Origin of the sequence: Solirubrum puertoriconensis (assembly GCF_001483135.1) — a bacterium.
In the GTDB taxonomy this organism is placed as follows: domain Bacteria; phylum Bacteroidota; class Bacteroidia; order Cytophagales; family Hymenobacteraceae; genus Solirubrum; species Solirubrum puertoriconensis.
In genome coordinates this window covers 558,106-577,368 of record NZ_LNAL01000007.1, presented here as the reverse complement: position 1 = coordinate 577,368, position 19,263 = coordinate 558,106, and the positions used below count along the sequence as shown (strand labels likewise).

The window sequence follows — 19,263 nt, the reverse complement described above, 5'->3', positions numbered from 1 at the left end:
GTGCCCGGGCGGTTGTCGTTTAAAGGCCTTGGGTTGCACCTAGGGCCAGGAGTTGCAGCTAGACTATTGGGTTTGCTCCGGCTTGTTATCGGCAGCCTGCTGGTTTTCGGTGCGACGCAGGCGCACCAGCTCCCGGGCGCGGGTATCGATGTAGAGCTGCTCTACCTTCTCACGGGCCCAAGGCGTGCGGCGCAAAAAGTTGAGGCTCGATTTTTTGGTGGGGTTGTTGGCGAAGCAGTTGATTCGGATGCGGTCGTCCAGCTCTGCCCAACTGTAGTTCGCCAGCAGGTAATCGAGTATTTGCACGAGCGTTACGCCGTGCAGCTCGCGCACAAGGTGCCCGTCGTCTTCGCGTACGTCGGAGTAGTTGATGTATGCCATTGTGCTACAAAGAACGCTAACGCGGCAGATACGGACACGGCCGCGGTTCGTTTTTGAACACTGCGTCCGAAAGTGGACACTTTATTGATCAGCCAGATTAAAGCATATCTACATAATAAACTGTTTATCAGCTATTTATGAATTTGGCATCCTTATTGGCTTAGTAGCAACGCACTGCTGAAAAACCGAACAATACCGGACAGCAGCTGCCAGCCAATGCTTCTCCTTCGCACTTGTTGCCCACATTCTGCTAAAGCGCAGTGCAACTTCAATGACATATCATAGTCTTTCTGTCCGCTGAACTTCGATTACCACCGTCATGCTTTCCAACATCATTTTCTACTCGCTCGACCGGGCTATCCGGAGCTACCGCCGCATGGCGCAAGCGAACATCGATCGGGCGGGCGTCAACATCACCATCGATCAGTGGCTGGTGTTGCGGGTGCTACTGGAGCACGACGACCTGACGCAGAATGAAATTGCAGAAAGCGTCTTCAAAGACCAGGCCTCGGTAGCCCGCATTCTGGCTTTGCTCACCCAACGCGGGCTGCTATCGGCCGTGCCCCTGCCCCACGACGGCCGCCGCACCCAGCTGCGGGTTACCGAAGAAGGGCACCGCATTCTCGACGCGGTGCAGCCCATCGTGAATGACAACCGGAAAACGGCGCTGGCGGGCATCTCAGAAGACGAGCTTGCCCAATTGCGCGGCTTGCTCGAGCGAATTACGCAGAACTGCCACTCCCCTGTCTGACGTGCTAACCCCTTGCGCCTAAACTACCTGGCGCATTCATAAAATTTTCTCCCGACTAACACTACAACAAATACGAACGTCTTCGTACGTTTGCTACGAAACTTTTCGTAAGGATTCCACCTCTCTTCTCAGCTCAACAGCCCACTCCCATTCAGCTATGAAACTTCCGCTACCCCATGCCACCTCCCTAGGTCCGCGCGTGGCCCTGCTGCTACTCGCTGGCCTAGCTACCCACCGCTCGGTTCAGGCGCAAAACCCGGCTGCCGTGAGCGGCAGCGTGCGCTCGGCGGCCGGCCCGGCCATCGACTACGCCACCGTTACGCTGCACCGCGCTGCCGACTCAACAGTAGTAAAAACCGAGTTCAGCGACGACAAAGGGGCTTTCCGGTTCGAGCAGGCGGCAGCGGGCAAGTACCTGATTTCCGCCTCGCAGCTGGGTTTTGTGCGGCAATGGTCGCAGCCTTTTGAGGTAGCCAGCGAGAGCGTGCAAGTGCCCGCGCTTTCGTTGCCCGTAAGTGCCACCACCCAACTGAAGGAGGTGAAAGTGACGGGCCAGCGCCCCACGTTTGAGCGCGAAGCCGACCGCACCATCGTGAACGTGGAAGGCAGCACCCTAGCCGCCGGCAACACCGCCCTGGAGGTGCTGCGCCGCTCGCCCAACGTAACGGTTGATAACAGCGACAACATTGCCCTGCGCGGCCGCCAAGGTGTGATGGTGCTGATTGATGGCCGCCGCATGCCCATGACGGGCCAAGAGCTGGCCGACTACCTGCGCGCCCTGCCGGCCGAGCAAGTGAAAAATATTGAGCTGATTACCAACCCGCCGGCTAAGTACGAGGCGGCTGGTTCAGCGGGCATTATCAGCATCAACCTCAAGAAAGACCAGCGCCTGGGCACCAACGGCACCTTTACGGGCAGCTACGGCCGCAGCCAGTACAACAAGTTTAACACGGGCCTGAGCCTGAACCACCGCCGCAAGGGACTAAACCTGTTTGGTTCGCTGAACGCCTCCGACCGCGAAGGCATTGCCAAGCTCGATATCACCCGCAATTTTTACCGCGAAGGCGACCGGCTAACGCCCGGGGCTCTGCCCTTTCGCATCACGGAGCAGCAAAACCGCAGCCCGCTCGACCTCCGCTCACTGAGCTGGAAAGGCGGCCTCGACTACAACCTGGGCGAGCGTACGGTGATTGGCGGCGTGGTAAGCGGCCTTACCAACCGCGTGGTGCAGGATGGCAGCAACCTTACCACTATTTACGGCGCCACGCGGGCACAACAAACCGACCGTTTCCGGGCCGATAACCTACGCAACTCTACCAGCCCCAACTTTGCCGGCAACCTCAACTTCCGCCACACCTTTAAGGATTCGTTGGGCCTGCGCGAGCTGACAGCCGATGCCGACTTTGCCCGCTACATCACCGACCGCCGGCAGGAGCTGCGCATCTTCCGCGACAGCCAGCTGAACGAAGTAACCCTAGGTGATCAGGACGGCCGCCTAACTATTCAGTCGGCGAAGGTTGACTACGTGCAGCCCCTAACCAAGGCGCTGCGCTTTGAGGGCGGCGGCAAAATCAGCCACGTGTACTCCGACAACAACGTGGTGTTCACCGACGGCGAGGGCAACATCGACCTAGGGCGTACCAACCGCTTCCGCTACGACGAAAAGATTTACGCCGGCTACGTTAACTTCAACTACACGGCCGACAAGTACACCCTGCAAGGCGGTTTGCGCGCCGAGAGCACCGATGCCGAGGGCAAGCAGGAAGTAATTCAGGAAGGGGTTGACCCCGATTTCGAGCGCAACTACTTCCAGCTGTTTCCGAGCGCCGCCCTTAAGCGCAAGTTCTCGGATAAGCACGAAACCTCGCTTTCGCTTAGCCGCCGCATCGACCGGCCTTCGTACGGGCAGCTCAACCCCTTCCGGGTTATCATCGACGCCAACACCCGCGGCGAGGGCAACCCCGAACTGCTGCCCCAAACCAGCTACAACACGGAGCTGACGCACACCTTCAAGCAGAAGTACAGCGCGGGCCTGAGCTACAGCATCACCGACAACCCCATGGTGGGCGTGGTGCGACCCGAGTCGGCTACGAGCGTGAACGTCGTCTCGACGACCAACAACCTCGACAAGCAGTACTACTATGCGCTTACCCTCACAGCGCCCATAGAAATTGCCAAGTGGTGGAATATGTACAACAACGCCGTGTTCTACTACACGCGCTTCAAAGGCAACCTGGTAGGCACCAACCTCAACGCCGGGCGCATGACGTACACGCTGAGCTCGAACCACAACTTCTTGATTGGCAAAGGCTGGAGCGCCGAGCTGAACGGCAACTACCAGGCGCGCGAGCTGTACGGCTTCCTGGATGTGCGGCCCCTAGGCCAAGTAGCGGCCGGAATTCAGAAGAGCCTATGGGACAAGAAGGCCAACCTGAAGCTGAGCGTTTCGGATATCTTCTTCACCTCGCCGGTGCGGGCCACCTCTACATACGCCAACTATGTCGAGAACTTTTATCAGCGGCAAGACTCGCGCCAGGCTACGCTGTCGTTTAGCTACCGCTTCGGCAACGATAAGGTAGCACCCACCAAGCGCCGCCAAGGCGGAGCCGAAGACGAAAAGCGCCGCGCTGGCGGGGGCAGCTAAGCCGCTTTGGCAAGGCTGGGCTTCGGCCTAGGCAAGCACCCTTACGTATAGAAACCGTGCCCGAGCCGGCAGCTGCAGCCCATGCTGCCAGCGCCACACCGGGCACGGTTTTTTACTGCTCGCCCTATGCCTCACTTCGCCCGCACCTACCTAGGGGCTTTGCTCTGCAGCCTGTGCTTCGGCACGGCCTCGGCCCAAAGCCTCCATATTTCGCCCAACGCCAACGCGCAGATTAGCCAGGCATTTGGGGCCCACGCTGCCGTGCCTAGCAGCAACAAACATCCGTTGGTGTTCTACAACGGCGTGCTGCTGCAGCCTGCCGCCGCTGCCGCGCTGCTGCCCACCGAGGTGCTGCGCACGCGCACGCTCAACCCCGCGCAGGCCCGCAAGAAAATTGGGGCTACGGGCGTGGACGTGGTATGCGTAGAGGGTGCTAGTCCTCGCGTGCTCGAGCTGATGGTAACGTACCTGCAAGCTCCGGCTCCGCCCGCTGCAAACGCCGAAACGCTGTTCGACTACGAAACGGCTTTTTACGCCAGCACCACGCCGCAATACCGCGCTAAACTGGTGAAGCACCTGTACCGCCAGCACGAGCTTAATCAACGCAAGCAACAGCGCCAAAGCCTGGCCCTACGCTAAGTGGCTAGTTAAGCCCGTAGCTGACGGCTGCATAGTACAAGCCGCCCACGCTTGGCCCGCCCAAAAACGACTCGTAGTACCGATTAAGCAGGTTGGTGGCGCCCACCTTTAAGCGCACGTTGGGTTTTGTTAAGTGGTAGCTTAACTGCGCATCGAGGGTGGCGTAGGCCGGCACCGTGCCGGTTACCAGAAATGTTTGCGAGTAGTAACTAGCTTGCCAGCGGTAGTTAATGCCGAAGCCCAAACCGCGGTAAGCGTTTTCGTTACCTAGGTTTAGGTTATACATCCAGCGCGGCGTGTTGAAGCCGTCCTCTAGCCCGTCGCCCGATTCGGCGCGGTCGAGGCGGGCGTAGGTTACGTTGGCCCCAGCTAGGTAGCCGCCGCGTAACTCATAGCGCAAGCCAGCGGAACCGCCATAGTTGTACACCTGGGTTTGCGAGCTCGTCCAGAGGCGGTAGCGGTTTTGGGTAGCACGGTTGCTCAGGTATATCGCGGCCGAATCGGGGTTGTTGGTTTTAGGCACGTAGGCCTCAACCTGCGCAATAAAATCGCGGTAGCGGTTGTAGTAAAAGTCCACATCGAGCAGCAGCCTGCCTTGAGGCAGCAGCGCCGCTTTGTAGCCCACCTCGAGCGACCGAATTTGCTCGGGCCGGAGGTACGAGTACGGGTTGCGACGTAGCAGCCCCTTGTTGTTTTCGATAGCCAAGCGCCGTTTCTCAGCTGCCGAGGCCGAGCTGGTGTTGGCATTTACTGCGGCCGTAACGGCGGCATTAAACGCATCAATGCTACTGCGCAGGTAGCTGTTCTCGAACACGCCATCCGACATCACGCGCAGCCCCCCTATGCGTTTAACCTGCCCGCTGTTCACGTTCGAAAAGCCCTCAAATAAGCTTGGGAAGCGGTAGCCGCTTTGGTAGCTCAGCCGAAAGTTGTGCCGCGGTGTGGGCGACACCACTGCCGTAAAGCGCGGATTCAGGCGCAGCCGGAAGTAGTCGTTTTTGTCGGCGCGGAGCGTGGCCGTGAGCCGCACCGCATCGTGCCACACCCGGGCGCCCGCCTGCACAAAGCCGCCGGTTTTGCTGTAGGTCAGGTTACTGAACTGGTCTTTCTTGGGATTGGGGTTGATGAAGTAGTTGCCATCGGGCACGATGACGTAGGTGCGGTGGTCGAGCCCGGCCCGCAAATCGAGGAAAGCCGGCAGGCGCGGAAGCAGGTGGTTGCGCAGGGCACGCCCTAGGTCGGCTTGGGCTTCGGCGTGCAGTAGGTCGGCCCGCACGCGCAGGGCGGCGCCTTGGTCCCAGTTGTTGATATCCTGCAGTTCCCGCAGCTTTTGCCGAAAGGCTGCGGTGCCTGGCTGCAGGCGGCCAGCATCGGCGGCGGCGCGAGCGGTGGCATGGGCGTCGGCTACCGATTGGCCGGCTTGCACGGCCGCGTTCCAGGCGGCGGTGTAGTCGCGGTTCCACTGGGCATCGGGCTTGTAGCTGCGGTCGAGGTTTTCGGCCATGCTGCGCAGGTTGTAGCTGCGGCCGGTGCTTTCGCGCGTCAAGTAAGCCCGGGCTTGCACCGTGGGCGTTGTGAAGGCCAAGGCGTGCTGTTGCAGCACGTAGTCTTGCAGCCGAAAACGATTCGAACGTTGGTACACGTTATCTAACTCGGCCACGCGGTAGGTATAAGCCAACTCGGTGCGGGCATGGGGCCTGAAGTGCACGGCCGCGTCGGCTTTGAGGTTGCGCAACCGGTAATCCACCACGTCTTTTTCGAGGTAGCCGGTGCGCGCCACGGCGTAGCTTTTGCCACCCAGGCTCAGCGTGCTGCGGTTCGACGACTCGTTGCCGTAGCCGTTCACGGGGTCGTAGGCGGGGTTGGCGGGGCCACCCGGCAGCCCGGCCGTGGCGTTGCCCTGCGGAAACAGGTCGGTTTGGTCGTTGGCTATCCAATCGTAGCCGCGGGTGTAGGTGCCGTTCAGCTTAAAGGCCCACCGGGTACCTAGGGCCCGGGCGTAGCGCAGGCTGGTTTCGGAGTACAGCTTGGCCGGGCTGCTGGCATCGCCTAGGTGGTTTACGCCGGTTTTCTGCTGCAGGCTCAGCCCTTCGGAAGTAAAAGGGCTTTTGGTACTGAAGTTGGCAAGCCCGTTGATGGCGTTCAACCCATACAACGCCGCGGCCGTGCCCGGCACAATTTCCACGCTGGCAATGTCTAGGTCGCTGGAGCCAAGCGCGTTGCCAATGGGCCCGCCGATGTGCGGAGCCTGGTTGTCGATGCCATCCACCAGCTGCGCAAACCGCACGTTGGTGGTGTTGGCAAAACCCCGGGCGTTTATCACCTTAAAGCCGAGGCTGGGCGTAATCACTTGCACGCTCTTCACGTTCTCGATGGCCTCGAAAAACGACGGTGCCGGTGCCAGGCGCAAGTCGCGGGCAGTTAGCTTTTCCACCGTCACCGGCGACTTCAGCAGGCTCTCCTCTATCCTCGAGGCGGCTACCACCACTTCATCTAGGGCTATGGGCCGGCGGGTGGTGTCGGTTACGGTTTCTTTGGCATGCTCTACTACTTGGGCTTCAGCCACTCGTAAAGGCCAAGCCGCAAGGCACGATGCGGCGGCTGCAGGCCAAATCAGGCGTAAGGGTTTGCTCATGCAATAGCTCTTGGGCACTAGTCGAAGCCACCCTACCTAGGGCAACCGTACGTCACAGCAGAGCCGGATAAGCAAAAGCTACTGCAGCGTTATTCCCGAGCAAACATAACGCCGCAACAGCACATGGGTTACGCTAAGCCAGCAACCGCGCGGTTTCTTGCTCCATAAACGCCCGAAAGCGCGCCTGCATGGCTTCAAACTCGGCCAAGGCCTGCTCGCCGGTGGGCGTCAGCACCGCGCCGCCACCGCGTTGCCCACCAGTTTGGGTACTCACCAGCGGCTCGCGGGCCTGCGCATTCATCGAACTTACCAGCTCCCACGCCCGCTTGTACGACATGCTCATGGCCTGTGCCGCTTTTGAAATGGAGCCCTGCACCTTGATGTGCTGCAGCAGCTCGAGCCGGCCAATACCTAGGAAACGGTCGGTGGGGCCTTCAATCCACAAGCGGCCGTTTACGCGGTAGCTGGTAGTATCGGGTAAGAGGTCTTTCATAATCTTATTAGAATCTGAACGCCTTGGCCGAGCAGGACTTCACCTTTAGAGTCTGAACAACGCAGGCGCAGCATATTGATTGGCTGTGCATGGTAATAACTGCAATTCTATGAAGCGCTACCAGGCTACTTGCCACGAGCTGTAGGTACTAACCTACAACCTCAATGCATCAACCCACAAAACGTTGGGCTTGGACAGCCAAACAGCGTAGCCGTATTCGCCTTTACAGCAGCTTTAGCTACCGCCTTTACCAACCTCCATTGTGGCTTACCCAGCACCTCTGGGCACAACATCGCGCACAGGAGCGCCACGCCTTGCAACTGCTTGCAAAAGGGTACGAGGAAGCTGAAGTGACTTTCCCTTACCACCACCAACATTACGGCCATTGGCTATGCAGCTAACCGAAAAGGGCGCCCTAATGGGCGCCCTTTTCATTTATTCCGGAACACGGTTACGCCCCCTTCGGCGTAAGCGTGATGTACGGTATGATACACTCCTCCAACGAGATACCGCCGTGCTGGAAGGTATCCTTGTAGAAGTTGACGTAGTAGTTGTAGTTGTTGGGGTAGGCGAAAAAGTAGTCACCTAGGGTGAATACGTACGCCGTCGAGACGTTTTCGCGGGGCAGGAACACGCGCTCGGGCTTGCGCACCACGTACACATCGCGCGACTCATCGAAGCCCAGGTTTTTGCCGTGCTTGTAGCGTAGGTTGGTGTTGGTGTTCCGGTCGCCTACAATTTTGTAGGGGCGCTTGCAGCGAATGGTGCCGTGGTCGGTAGTGATGATGAGTTTGCCTTTTTTGTCAGCAATCTGCTGCAGCATCTCATACAGCGGCGAGTGCAGGAACCACGAACGGGTAATGCTGCGGTACGCCGATTCGTCGGCCGCCAGCTCCCGAATCATGGCCATGTCGGTGCGGGCGTGCGAAAGCATGTCCACGAAGTTGTAGACGATGACGTTCAGCTTGTAGTTGTTGTGCAGGTTAGACATTTTGCCCAGCAAATCCTTGCCAGCCTGCAGGTTGGTCACCTTGTTGTAGCTGTACTTGTGCTTCTGGTTGGCCTTCTGGAACATGATTTCCATGAACTCGGCCTCGTGCAGGTTCTTGCCCTCGTCGTCGTCGTCCCACACCCATAGGTTGGGGTACTTTTTCTGGATTTCGCCCGGCATCATGCCCGAGAAAATGGCGTTGCGGGCGTAGGCCGTGGTGGTAGGCAAAATGGAGTAGTACATTTCCTCCTGATCCACCGTGAACATCTCGGCAATAATGGGCTCGAGCACCTTCCATTGGTCGTAGCGCAGGTTGTCGATGAGCACGAAGTACACGGGCTGGTCGCCGGTTTCCTTCAGCAACGGAAACACGCGCTCCTTAAAGAGCTGGTGCGACATCAGGGGCGCGTCGTCCGACTCGTTGTTTACCCACTCCTCGTAGTTCTCCGTGATGAAGCGTCCGAAGTAAGTATTGGCCTCGTCCTTCTGCATGTTGAAGACGTCGGCCATGCTCTTGCCTTCCGTCTCGTTGATCTCCAATTCCCAGTACACCAGCTTCTTGTACACATCGGTCCACTCGGAGGGCGAGAGGCGGTCGGAAAGCTGCATGCCCAGCTGGCGGAAATCGCGCTGGTACGAGCTGTTGGTTTTTTCCGACACCAAGCGGTTGTAATCGAGCACCTTCTTCACCGACAGCAAAATCTGGTTCGGGTTGACGGGCTTAATGAGGTAGTCGGCAATCTTCGAGCCGATGGCCTCCTCCATAATGTGCTCTTCCTCGCTTTTGGTAATCATGATGACCGGCAGCGTAGGCCGCGCGGCTTTAATCTCCGACAGCGCTTCGAGGCCCGTAATGCCGGGCATGTTCTCGTCAAGGAACACCAAGTCGTAGTTCTGCGCCTGCACCTCTTCAATGGCATCGGCGCCGGAGTTTACTCCGGTTACGTCGTAGCCGCGCTCCTTCAAAAACAGGATGTGCGGTTTTAACAGATCGATTTCGTCGTCGGCCCAGAGGATATTGTAGCGTTGCATGCAGTTGTTTTCAAGTGTGGTTTGAGGTGGCCAGGCGGCCGGGTGCGGCACGAATGCGCAAAGGCCCGAGGGCAGTTTGCACCGCGCAACCTAACGCATAGTAGCGCATTAATGATACAGTCGCGAGGGCGCTGTAACGGGTTGCTCTAAGCTAGACTAACCATGAACTGGCCCTAAGGGTTGCATTGCCAACGAGTTGGACCAATTGGCAAGCCGAAAGTTTGCTCAGCAGTTAACATAAAAATTAGCTCGGCACTATGCTGTGCGCCCTTGGCTAGGTGCTTTGCGGGATCGTGGCTCTGCCCAGCTGATTACACCTAAGCCACCTAGGGTTGCAAGCACATAGTGTGGCGTGCAATCATCGGTCTTCTTCCTGAAAAAAGCATGAGCGCAGCCCTTTACCGCGCATTTGCGTTAGGTATGCCGTACTTTTCGCCGGCTAATCCGGTCCTTCCTCCTGCTGCGTGAACAAGCGTAAAATCCTCAACGACCCCGTTTACGGGTTTGTATCGGTACCCACCGACCTGATCTTCGACCTCATTGAGCACCGCTACTTTCAGCGGTTACGTCGCATTAAGCAACTGGGCCTTACCGATTTTGTATACCCCGGCGCCCTGCACACCCGCTTTCACCACGCCCTAGGTGCCATGCACCTAATGTCGCTAGCCCTGCGCACCCTCAAGGACAAAGGCGTACGCATCACGGCGCAGGAGGGTGAAGCGGCACAAATAGCCATTCTGCTCCACGACATTGGCCACGGCCCGCTCTCCCACGCGCTCGAGCACGCCCTATTCGAGGATGTGCCGCACGAGCAGATTTCGCTGCACCTCATGGAGCTGCTGAACGTAGAGTTTGAGGGGCGCCTGCAGCTGGCCATCGATATTTTCCGGGGCACCTACCCGCGGCCGTTCTTTCATCAGCTGGTAAGCAGCCAGCTCGATATGGACCGCCTCGACTACCTCAACCGCGACTCGTTTTATTCCGGCGTAAAGGAAGGCCAGCCCGGCGCCGACCGCCTCATCAAGATGCTCACCGTAAGCCCCGACGAGCGGTTGGTGCTGGAGGAAAAGGCCGTGTACAGCATCGAAAATTTCCTGGTAAGCCGCCGCGTGATGTACTGGCAGGTGTACATGCACAAAGCCGTTACCTCGGCCGAGCAAATGGTTATCCGCATTATGGAGCGGGCCCGCGACCTTACCCGCTCCGGGGTGCAAGTGCCGGCCTCGCCCGAGCTGGGCTATTTTTTGGCCAGCCCCGTGCAGATGCTCGATTTTGAGCAGGATGCCAGCATAATTCAGCGCTTCGTGCGCCTCGATGATGTGGATATTTGGGCGGCCGTAAAGGTGTGGGCCTCGCATCCCGATTTTGTGTTGTCATTTCTGGCGCACAGCTTGCTCGAACGACACCTTTTTAAAATCACGCTATCGTCCGAGCCGCTCGACGAGGATTTCCGCCTTGGTGTGATAGAACTGATTGCCGAGCACTTCCGCCTGCCCATGAACGAGGCTGCCCAACTCATGATAGAGGGCCGCATCAGCAACAACGCCTACGACGCCGGCGGCGACACCATTAATGTGCTTACCAAACGCGGCCACGTTATCGACGTAGCCGAAGCCTCTGATTTGCCGAACATCCGCTCCTTGAGCAAGCGCGTCGAAAAGTATTACCTCTGCTACCCCAAGGAAATAACGAATATGTAACCTAGGGCGCCGATCAGCTTTATTGCTTCGCTGTCAGCTCGCTCCGTCAATACAATTTCCGTAAAGCTGGTGCTGCATCGTTTGAAGCGAATGGCCGCCGCCGGCACCTTGCGCGAACCTCTCAGGCAACTCGCAACTGAATTTTGCCCTACTTTTGCCGCCTATGGAATTTACGGTAGGCCAGATTGCGGGCATTTTGAACGGCACGGTAGAAGGTGATTCTGCTTTGCGCGTCGACCGGCTGGCAAAAATCGAAGAAGCCCGCGCTGGCGCCGTGGCCTTTTTGGCCAACTCCAAATACGAGCCCCACCTCTACACCACTGAGGCCTCGGCCGTTATCATCAGTAAAACGCTCGAGCTAAAGCAGCCGGTGCATTCGGCCCTGATTCGGGTTGATGATCCGTACCTAGGCTTCACGATGCTGCTCGAGTTTTACCAGCAGTTTACGCGGGCCGGCAAACGCGGTGTAGAAGAGCCTTCCTTCGTGGGCCAAGGCTCCGAAATTGGGAAGGAAGGCTACCGCGGCGCTTTCTCCTACGTGGGCGAGAACTGCCAGATTGCCAAAGGCGTGCTGATTTTTCCGCACGCTACCATCGGCGACCGGGTGCGCATTGGCGAGGGCACCATCATCTATGCCGGCGCCAAAATCTACGCCGACACCGTTATCGGGGCCCGCTGCGTCATTCATGCCGGCGCCGTAATCGGGTCCGATGGTTTTGGCTTTGCGCCGCAGCCCGATGGCTCGTACCGCGCCATTCCGCAGATTGGCAACGTTGTGCTCGAGGACAACGTGAGCGTGGGCGCCAATGCCACTATCGACTGCGCTACGATGGGCTCTACTATCATCCGGGAGGGCAGCAAAATTGATAACCTCGTACAGATTGCGCACAACGTGGAGGTTGGCCGCCACACCGTAATTGCCTCGCAAACAGGCATATCAGGATCAACTAAAATCGGTGACTTTTGCGTGCTAGCCGGGCAAACCGGCCTGGCCGGGCACCTAACGCTGGCTAACCGCACTACGGTTACGGCGCAGTCGGGCGTGGGTAAATCCATCAAAGAAGAAGGCCAGTTTTTGCAGGGTTCCCCAGCCTTCAATTTACGCGACAGCCTACGGGCCAATGCGGTTTTCAGGCACTTACCCGAGCTGGAGCGCCGCCTCCTGGCCCTGGAACGCGCCCAAGCAAAACCAGACGAGGCGGAAAAGTCATAGCTTTGCGCCGCCAGCTCAGAGGCCGAGGGATATACTAAGTCCGGATTCGAAGCCGCAAATCAGCCACTTGTTCAGGTTTGCCAAGCTTTATCCTGTCATTGCTTTCCCACTGGTTCCTAGCTACCAGCTACAGCACCTAGAATGTTCGACAAACAGCATACGATTAAGGCCCCGGTTACCGTAAGCGGTGTGGGGCTGCATACGGGCGTGCAGGCTACCATGACCTTCTGCCCTGCTCCCGTAAACCACGGCTACAAGTTTCAGCGCATCGACCTAGACGGCCAGCCCATCGTCGACGCTGATGTTGACAACGTGGTTGACCTCTCGCGCGGCACCACTATTGAGCAGAACGGCGCCCGCGTAAACACCGTGGAGCACACGCTGGCGGCCTTGGTTGGTTTGCAAATCGACAATGTGCTGATTCAGCTCGATGGTCCCGAGCCGCCCATCATGGATGGTTCGTCGCTGCCGTTTGTGGATGCCCTGCAGGCAGTAGGCCTCGAAGAGCAGAACGCCCTGCGCAACTACTTCGAGATTCCTGACGAAATCCGCTTTGTCGACAACGCCCGTGGTGTTGAAATTGCCGCGCTGCCGCTGAACGACTACCGCGTAACGGTGATGGTTGACTACAACTCGCCGGTACTGGGTTCGCAGCACGCTTCGCTCACCAACATCGAGCAGTTTTCGGAGGAAATTGCCGCCTCCCGCACCTTCTGCTTCCTGCACGAGCTCGAAGCCCTCTACAAATCGAACCTGATTAAGGGCGGCGACCTGAGCAACGCCATTGTGGTGGTAGACCGCGTGGTGAGCGAAGAAGAGCTGGGCGACTTGGCTACCATGCTGGGCAAGCCCAAGGTGGCCGTAAAGAAGGAAGGCATCCTGAACAACGTGGACCTGCGCCACAAAAACGAGCCCGCCCGCCACAAACTGCTCGATGTAGTAGGCGACCTGGCCTTGGTGGGCCGCCCCATCAAGGGCCAGATCCTGGCAGCTCGCCCTGGCCACGCTGCCAACGTAGCGTTTGCCAAGAAGATCAAGAAAAAAATGCTGGAGGTTGATACCTCGCCGGTACCTCAGTACGATCCGTCGCGCCCGCCGGTAATGGACATCAACCAAATTGCTCAAACCCTGCCCCACCGCTACCCTTTTCTGCTCATCGACAAGATTATTCATCTCGATGGCACTACGGTAACCGGCGTGAAGAACGTGACGATGAACGAGCAGTTCTTTACGGGCCACTTTCCGGGCAACCCCGTAATGCCGGGCGTGCTGCAGATTGAAGCCATGGCTCAAACGGGCGGTATTCTGGTGCTGAACACCGTACCCGACCCTGAGAACTACTGGACTTATTTTCTGGGCATCGAAAACTGCCGGTTCCGTCGCAAGGTTATCCCCGGTGACACCATCATCTTCAAGTGCCAGCTGGTTTCGCCAGTAAAGCGCGGCATCGCCAAAATGCGGGGCCAAGCTTTTGTCAACGGCAAAGTTGTAATGGAGGCAGAAATGTCGGCCAGTATTGTTCGGAAAGACGCTTAACCCAATTATCAATGATCAATGAACAATTTTCACTGAACACAGATAGCTGGAATTCCGGCTCAATCGTTGTTCGTTGATCATTGCTCATTGCTAATTGTTCATTGCATAAATGAATCAACCGCTCGCCTATATTCACCCCGACGCGCGCATTGCGCAGAACGTGGTGGTCGAACCATTTTCCACCATTGCGCAAGACGTTGAGATTGGGGAAGGCACCTGGATTGGCCCCAACGTAACGATTATGCCCGGGGCGCGCATCGGTAAAAACGTGAAGATTTTTCCGGGCGCAGTTATTTCGGCCATTCCGCAAGACCTGAAGTTTGCTGGCGAGAAAACCACAGCTCACATCGGCGATAATACCGTTATCCGCGAGTGTGTTACGATTAACCGCGGCACCATCGATCGGATGAAAACGGTGGTAGGTAGCAACTGCCTGCTGCAAGCCTACGTGCACATTGCGCACGACTGCGTTGTGGGCGACAACTGCATCCTCTCGAACACTACCCAGCTGGCCGGCCACGTGGTGGTGGGCGATTGGGCCATTCTAGGTGGTACCTCCGCCGTGCACCAGTTTGTGCACATTGGCCAGCACGCCTTTATCGGGGGCGGCTCGTTGGTGCGTAAGGATGTGCCTCCGTTTATCAAGGTAGGCCGCGAACCCCTTACGTATGCCGGTGTAAACTCGGTTGGCCTGCGCCGCCGCGGCTTCAGCGAGGAGGCAATTCTGCAAATTCAGCAGTGTTTCCGCCTGCTCTTCATGAGCGGCCTGAACACCAGCGACGCGCTCGATAAAATTGAGTTGGAGCTGCTGCCCTCGCCCGAGCGCGACGAGGTAGTAAACTTCGTGCGCAACTCGAGCCGCGGCATTATCAAGGGCTTCTCGCGCAACGGCAACAGTGCAGATTGAGGCCATCGGGCTGGGCAAACGCTTCGGCCGTGATTGGATTTTCAGGGAGCTAACGCATACGTTCGGCCCCGGCACAGCCACAGCTTTGCTCGGGCCGAATGGCGCGGGCAAAAGCACGCTTTTGCAAGTACTGGCAGCTTATACCCTGCCCTCGGCCGGCGAGCTGCGCTTTACCTTGCAAGGCCGCAACGTACCGGCGGACGAAGTGGCTCGGCACCTAGGGCTGTGCGCTCCCTACCTCGAGCTGATTGAGGAGCTTACCTTGGCCGAACTAGTGCATTTCCATACCCGGTTCCGGCCCTTGCGAGCGGGTATGTCGCACACGCAGCTCATCGACCTGATGCAACTGCCGCACGCGCGGCACAAGTTGGTGCGCGACTTTTCGTCGGGCATGAAACAGCGCGTAAAGCTTGCATTGGCCTTGTACGCCGATGCGCCATTGCTACTACTCGACGAGCCCACCACCAACCTCGATCGGACGGGCATAGCGTGGTACCACGAGCACGTAGCCGCTACTACCCCGGGCCGTTTGGTGCTGGTAAGCTCAAACGTGGAAGAGGAATACACCTTTTGCCAAACGCGGCTGCACGTAACCGATTACGCCCCGCGCAAGTAGATTCTTGCTCTTTTTGCCGGCGCCATCCAAGTTTTGCTGCTTATCTTAGGGTAAGCGTCTAGTTCTTAAACCCTTTTTTCAGCTAACTGCCAACCGCTTTCGGGTAACCGCGTAACCTGCACTTCCGAGTCTGCGTTTCCGGGCTCAACTGAGGCTGCTCCCCTATTTTACCCCGCTCAACCCCATCAATTCACCGCTCTCATGAGAAGCTACGACGACCTCGACGACGATCTGTTCGATGACGACGATGAGCTTGATAGCTCCGTCACCAACAGCCGTCCCAGCAAAGGCAGCCGCAAAGGCGCTTCCTCGGAAGACTCGCTGGCGACGAAATACGCCGATTACCTGATGTGGCGCGACACTGGCTCGTCGCACGATGAGGCCCTCGATTTGGCCAGCCTCACGGAAGACGAATTTGCCACTGCCGAGGCTCAGGAAGACCCCGAAGGTTCGGGCCGTTACGGCTCGGGCGGCTTCGGTGATGACGAAGAAGAAGACGACCTAGGCGACGACGACAGCTACGAGGCCCAGCGCCGCAGCCGTCGGGGCAACCGCGATTACGACGAAGACGAGTTTTAAGCTATACACTCAACAGGGCCACGGCCCACGAAAAGGCCCGCCGGAACTTGGTTCCGGCGGGCCTTTTTGGTTGTTACAACTTCTGTTCTTAGCTGCGCTTGCTACCAAATACTCGCTTGAGCAGGTCGGTAGTGCGGGCCACAGGATTTTCGCGAATGTTAGCTTCCTCTTGCGCAATAAGCGTGAACAGGCCATCCACAGCTTTGCCCGTTGCATACTCGTTCAGGTTGGGATTAACGGGCTGTACCAACGGAATTTTGTTATAGCGCGTAACCAAGGCCGAGTAGTACCTAGTGGCGTTGGTTTGGTCGAGGGCTTGCTGCATGATGGGCGAAAACGCCGACACCAGCTGCGTAGTAGTAGTGCGCTTCAGGTACTGGGTTGCAGCATCCTTCTCCCCCGACAAGATATTCCACACATCCTTGAAAGTAAGACTTTTGATGGCCGAAACGAAGATGGGCTTGGCACTGGTAGCAGCTTGTTCGGCCCCCCGGTTCAGGGCTAGCTCAAATCTGTCGACTTCGGAGCCCAGGCCCAAACGGCGCATGGTGGTAGCTACCCGCTGCGCATCTTGCGGAAAAGGAATGCGAATTAGCTTGTTCAGGTAAAACCCATCCTGCTTCGAGGCCTGGTCGGCTCCTTTGCTGATGCCTTGGGTTAGCGCCTCTTTCAGACCTAGGGCCGCTTCCTCTTGCGACACACTACCGGTTCTGCCAGCAGTGGTTGTTGGCGGCTTGGGCAGTTGGATGGTGGTGTTACCAATTTTGGGCAGCTTAATCAGTTGCGCCTCGGCCGATGAGGTAGCACCCAAGGCAAAGCCTGCAACTAGAACAACGTAGCGAACGGTTTTCATATCGGAAAAGCCAGTAACATGGCTGTGTGGCTGTAATGGCAGAAACCGGACCAAAGTTCAGGGGTGCTGCACTTGGTGGCAAAACCGGCCATTCGGTTAGCGCGAGCCAAACACGCGCTGCAACGAGGCGGTTGTGCGTGCCGAAGCATTCAGGCGAATGCGGCTTTCCTCGTCGGCGAGCAGCGTGTAAAGGCCCTCAGTTGTCTTATCGGTGGCGTAGGTGGGCAGGTCGGTGGTAATGGGCGTAACGAGCGGTACCTTTTTGTAGCGCAGCATTAGTTCGCCGTAAAGCTGCTTGGCGCCGGTTTGCTCCAAGGCAGCAGCCACTAGGGGCTTTAGCTCCTCGCGCACCTGGGCGGCCGTCTGCTGCTTCAGCAATTGCGAGGCGGCGCGGCCCTCACGCGAATTTACCAGGGCAAGCGCATCGGCAATGGCCAAACGCTGCAGGGCATTGTTCAGGATGGTTGCGGTTTGCGGATTGGCCGCCACACTCTCGGCACTGCGGTTGAGCAGCACTTCAAACTTATCGATGACAGCGCCCATGCGCAGGCCGCGCAGCGTGGTAGCTACCAGCTCGGCCTCGGGCGGAAAACCCAGTCGTACATCGGGGTTGGTATTGAAGCCGTCGGCTTGGCCCCCGGCTTCGAGGCCCCGAGTGATGCTCAGGCTTAAGGCTTCGCGCACGCCAGCAGTTGCCTCTTCCGCCGTAAGGGGCGCCGGTGCTGGCGCGGCAGGGGCTTTGGTAGTAGTGGCCACCTTGGTGGTGGTGGTTTTGGAAGCTGCCGGCTTAGCGGTAGTCTTTGTTGCTGGTTTTTTGGTTGTAGTAGTTTTCTTGGTGGTAGTGGTTTTGGTTTGAGCTGAGGCGTCCGGAGCGGCCATCAGGCCAATAGCCAAGGCCAGCAAAGTAAAGCGGGGAGCAGACATGCGAAGAAATGTATAAACCGGAAGGCTCCGGTCGTGGTCTTTTGAAACGAGTGCACAAATTGCGCCGAATTTGCCTGCTTTCAACGCTACTCTCGCTATGTCTCATATTCCTGCCGTCGAAATCATCACCATAGGCGACGAACTGCTCTACGGCCAAGTCATCGACACCAACTCGGCCTGGATGGGCCAAGAGCTAGGCAAGATCGGCCTCCGCATTCGTCAGATCAGCTCGGTATCCGACAAAGCCGAGGAGATTGTGCGTGCCCTCGACGAAGCCCGGCAACGCGCGCAAGTAGTGCTGATGACCGGTGGCCTAGGTCCCACGAAAGACGACCTGACTAAGCACGTGCTGGCCCGCTATTTCGGTAGTGAGCTGGAGCTTTACGAACCCTCTTTGCGCGATGTAGAAGCCATTTTTGCCCGCTTCAACCGCCCCATGCTCGAGGTAAACCGCCAGCAAGCCTACTTGCCCAAAGCGTGCACGCCGCTGCGCAATACCGTGGGCACCGCGCCCGGCATGTGGTTCGACGATGGTGGTGTGGTGTTCGTGTCGATGCCGGGTGTGCCTTTCGAGATGAAGCACCTGATGACCACGCACGTACTGCCCAAGCTTCAGGAGTACTTCCGGGTGCCGCCCATCGAGCACGCCGTACTGCAAACCATTGGCCAGGGCGAATCCTTCCTGGCCGAGCAAATTGCCGATTGGGAAGCGCAGTTGCCTGCCAACATGAAGCTGGCTTACCTGCCCTACCTAGGAGGTGTGCGCCTGCGCCTCACTGCCACCGACGACGGCCAACCTAACCTGCGGGAACGGCTCGAAGCTCAGCTTCCGCCGCTGCGCGCCCTCATCGGCCCTTACTTGTTTGCTGAAGGCGAGGTGCCGCTGGAAGCCGCCCTAGGTGCCATGCTGAAAGAGCGGGGCCTGACCATGGGCACGGCCGAAAGCTGCACCGGCGGCGCCATTGCCCACAAGCTAACCGGCGTGGCGGGCAGCTCAGCATATTTCCTGGGCAGCATTGTAGCTTATGCCAACGATGTGAAAGTGAAACAGCTTGGCGTGCAGCCTACCACGCTGGAAACCCACGGCGCGGTAAGCGAAGAAACCGTGCGGCAAATGGCCGAAGGCGCCCGCCGCCACCTAGGGGTTGATGTAGCCGTGGCTACCAGCGGCATTGCCGGCCCGGGCGGCGGCTCCGAGGAGAAGCCCGTTGGCACTTTTTGGCTGGCCTACGCCGATGCGCACCAAACCGTAGCACGCAAAATCACGTTCAACCGCGGCCGACAGCTCAACATTGAGTTCATAACCACGGCTGCGCTGAATCTGGTGCGCCAGCATTTGCCCACGGTTAGCTAGCGGGGGCTTGCTGCT

General features: G+C 58.2%; 16 protein-coding genes. 10 read left to right on the top strand and 6 right to left on the bottom strand.

Going from position 1 to position 19,263, the window contains the following annotated elements; genetic code table 11:
- Positions 1-63 precede the first annotated feature (63 nt).
- Complete coding sequence (locus ASU33_RS12970; RefSeq protein ID WP_059071253.1) at positions 64-381, bottom strand: VF530 family protein; 318 nt, start codon at positions 379-381, stop codon at positions 64-66.
- Between the two features lie 319 nt (positions 382-700).
- On the opposite strand from ASU33_RS12970, the gene ASU33_RS12965 reads away from it, so the two are divergent.
- The 3 genes from ASU33_RS12965 to ASU33_RS12955 all read left to right on the top strand — a co-directional run bounded on the left by ASU33_RS12965 (position 701) and on the right by ASU33_RS12955 (position 4,415).
- Positions 701-1,132: a MarR family winged helix-turn-helix transcriptional regulator gene (locus ASU33_RS12965; RefSeq protein ID WP_059071252.1), complete on the top strand. Its 432-nt coding sequence runs from the start codon at positions 701-703 to the stop codon at positions 1,130-1,132.
- 157 nt (positions 1,133-1,289) lie between these two features.
- A complete protein-coding gene (locus tag ASU33_RS12960; protein WP_078063104.1) occupies positions 1,290-3,776 on the top strand; it encodes a TonB-dependent receptor in 2,487 nt (828 codons plus the stop codon).
- A gap of 126 nt (positions 3,777-3,902) precedes the next feature.
- On the top strand, positions 3,903-4,415 hold the full coding sequence (locus tag ASU33_RS12955) for a hypothetical protein (protein ID WP_059071251.1): 513 nt from the start codon (positions 3,903-3,905) through the stop codon (positions 4,413-4,415).
- Between the two features lie 4 nt (positions 4,416-4,419).
- On the opposite strand, the gene ASU33_RS12950 is transcribed toward ASU33_RS12955, so the two are convergent.
- From ASU33_RS12950 to porX, 3 genes are all read right to left on the bottom strand, one after another.
- Positions 4,420-7,050, bottom strand: coding sequence for a TonB-dependent receptor (locus ASU33_RS12950; protein ID WP_078063146.1), 2,631 nt, complete (start codon positions 7,048-7,050; stop codon positions 4,420-4,422).
- A 133-nt stretch (positions 7,051-7,183) separates the two neighbouring features.
- Entirely contained in the window at positions 7,184-7,543 is a 360-nt protein-coding gene (locus tag ASU33_RS12945) for a winged helix-turn-helix domain-containing protein (protein WP_059071250.1), read from the bottom strand.
- A 451-nt stretch (positions 7,544-7,994) separates the two neighbouring features.
- Positions 7,995-9,566 (bottom strand): T9SS response regulator signal transducer PorX, encoded by a 1,572-nt coding sequence (gene porX / locus ASU33_RS12935; RefSeq protein ID WP_059071248.1) that lies wholly within the window; start codon positions 9,564-9,566, stop codon positions 7,995-7,997.
- 464 nt (positions 9,567-10,030) lie between these two features.
- On the opposite strand from porX, the gene ASU33_RS12930 reads away from it, so the two are divergent.
- From ASU33_RS12930 to ASU33_RS12905, 6 genes are all read left to right on the top strand, one after another.
- The gene (locus ASU33_RS12930) at positions 10,031-11,266 is read left to right on the top strand and encodes an HD domain-containing protein (RefSeq protein ID WP_059071247.1); all 1,236 of its coding nucleotides are present in this window, start codon (positions 10,031-10,033) and stop codon (positions 11,264-11,266) included.
- A gap of 163 nt (positions 11,267-11,429) precedes the next feature.
- Positions 11,430-12,479: a UDP-3-O-(3-hydroxymyristoyl)glucosamine N-acyltransferase gene (lpxD, locus tag ASU33_RS12925; protein ID WP_059071246.1), complete on the top strand. Its 1,050-nt coding sequence runs from the start codon at positions 11,430-11,432 to the stop codon at positions 12,477-12,479.
- Positions 12,480-12,620: 141 nt separating this feature from the next.
- Complete coding sequence (locus ASU33_RS12920; protein WP_059071245.1) at positions 12,621-14,015, top strand: bifunctional UDP-3-O-[3-hydroxymyristoyl] N-acetylglucosamine deacetylase/3-hydroxyacyl-ACP dehydratase; 1,395 nt, start codon at positions 12,621-12,623, stop codon at positions 14,013-14,015.
- Positions 14,016-14,124: 109 nt separating this feature from the next.
- Positions 14,125-14,922: an acyl-ACP--UDP-N-acetylglucosamine O-acyltransferase gene (gene lpxA, locus ASU33_RS12915; protein ID WP_059071244.1), complete on the top strand. Its 798-nt coding sequence runs from the start codon at positions 14,125-14,127 to the stop codon at positions 14,920-14,922.
- Entirely contained in the window at positions 14,912-15,538 is a 627-nt protein-coding gene (locus ASU33_RS12910; protein ID WP_059071243.1) for an ABC transporter ATP-binding protein, read from the top strand. Before lpxA ends, ASU33_RS12910 begins: the two co-directional genes overlap by 11 nt.
- Positions 15,539-15,739: 201 nt before the next feature.
- Positions 15,740-16,117 (top strand): hypothetical protein, encoded by a 378-nt coding sequence (locus ASU33_RS12905; RefSeq protein WP_059071242.1) that lies wholly within the window; start codon positions 15,740-15,742, stop codon positions 16,115-16,117.
- 88 nt (positions 16,118-16,205) lie between these two features.
- Here ASU33_RS12905 and ASU33_RS12900 read toward each other — a convergent pair whose 3' ends face one another.
- Both ASU33_RS12900 and ASU33_RS12895 read right to left on the bottom strand, forming a co-directional pair.
- A complete protein-coding gene (locus ASU33_RS12900) occupies positions 16,206-16,970 on the bottom strand; it encodes a DUF4197 domain-containing protein (protein WP_059071241.1) in 765 nt (254 codons plus the stop codon).
- A gap of 96 nt (positions 16,971-17,066) precedes the next feature.
- Positions 17,067-17,894, bottom strand: a complete 828-nt coding sequence (locus ASU33_RS12895; RefSeq protein ID WP_059071240.1) for a DUF4197 domain-containing protein — start codon at positions 17,892-17,894, stop codon at positions 17,067-17,069.
- 97 nt (positions 17,895-17,991) lie between these two features.
- Between ASU33_RS12895 and ASU33_RS12890 the strand changes: the two genes are divergently transcribed.
- The gene (locus tag ASU33_RS12890; RefSeq protein WP_059071239.1) at positions 17,992-19,248 is read left to right on the top strand and encodes a competence/damage-inducible protein A; all 1,257 of its coding nucleotides are present in this window, start codon (positions 17,992-17,994) and stop codon (positions 19,246-19,248) included.
- The last annotated feature ends 15 nt before the right edge of the window (positions 19,249-19,263 follow it).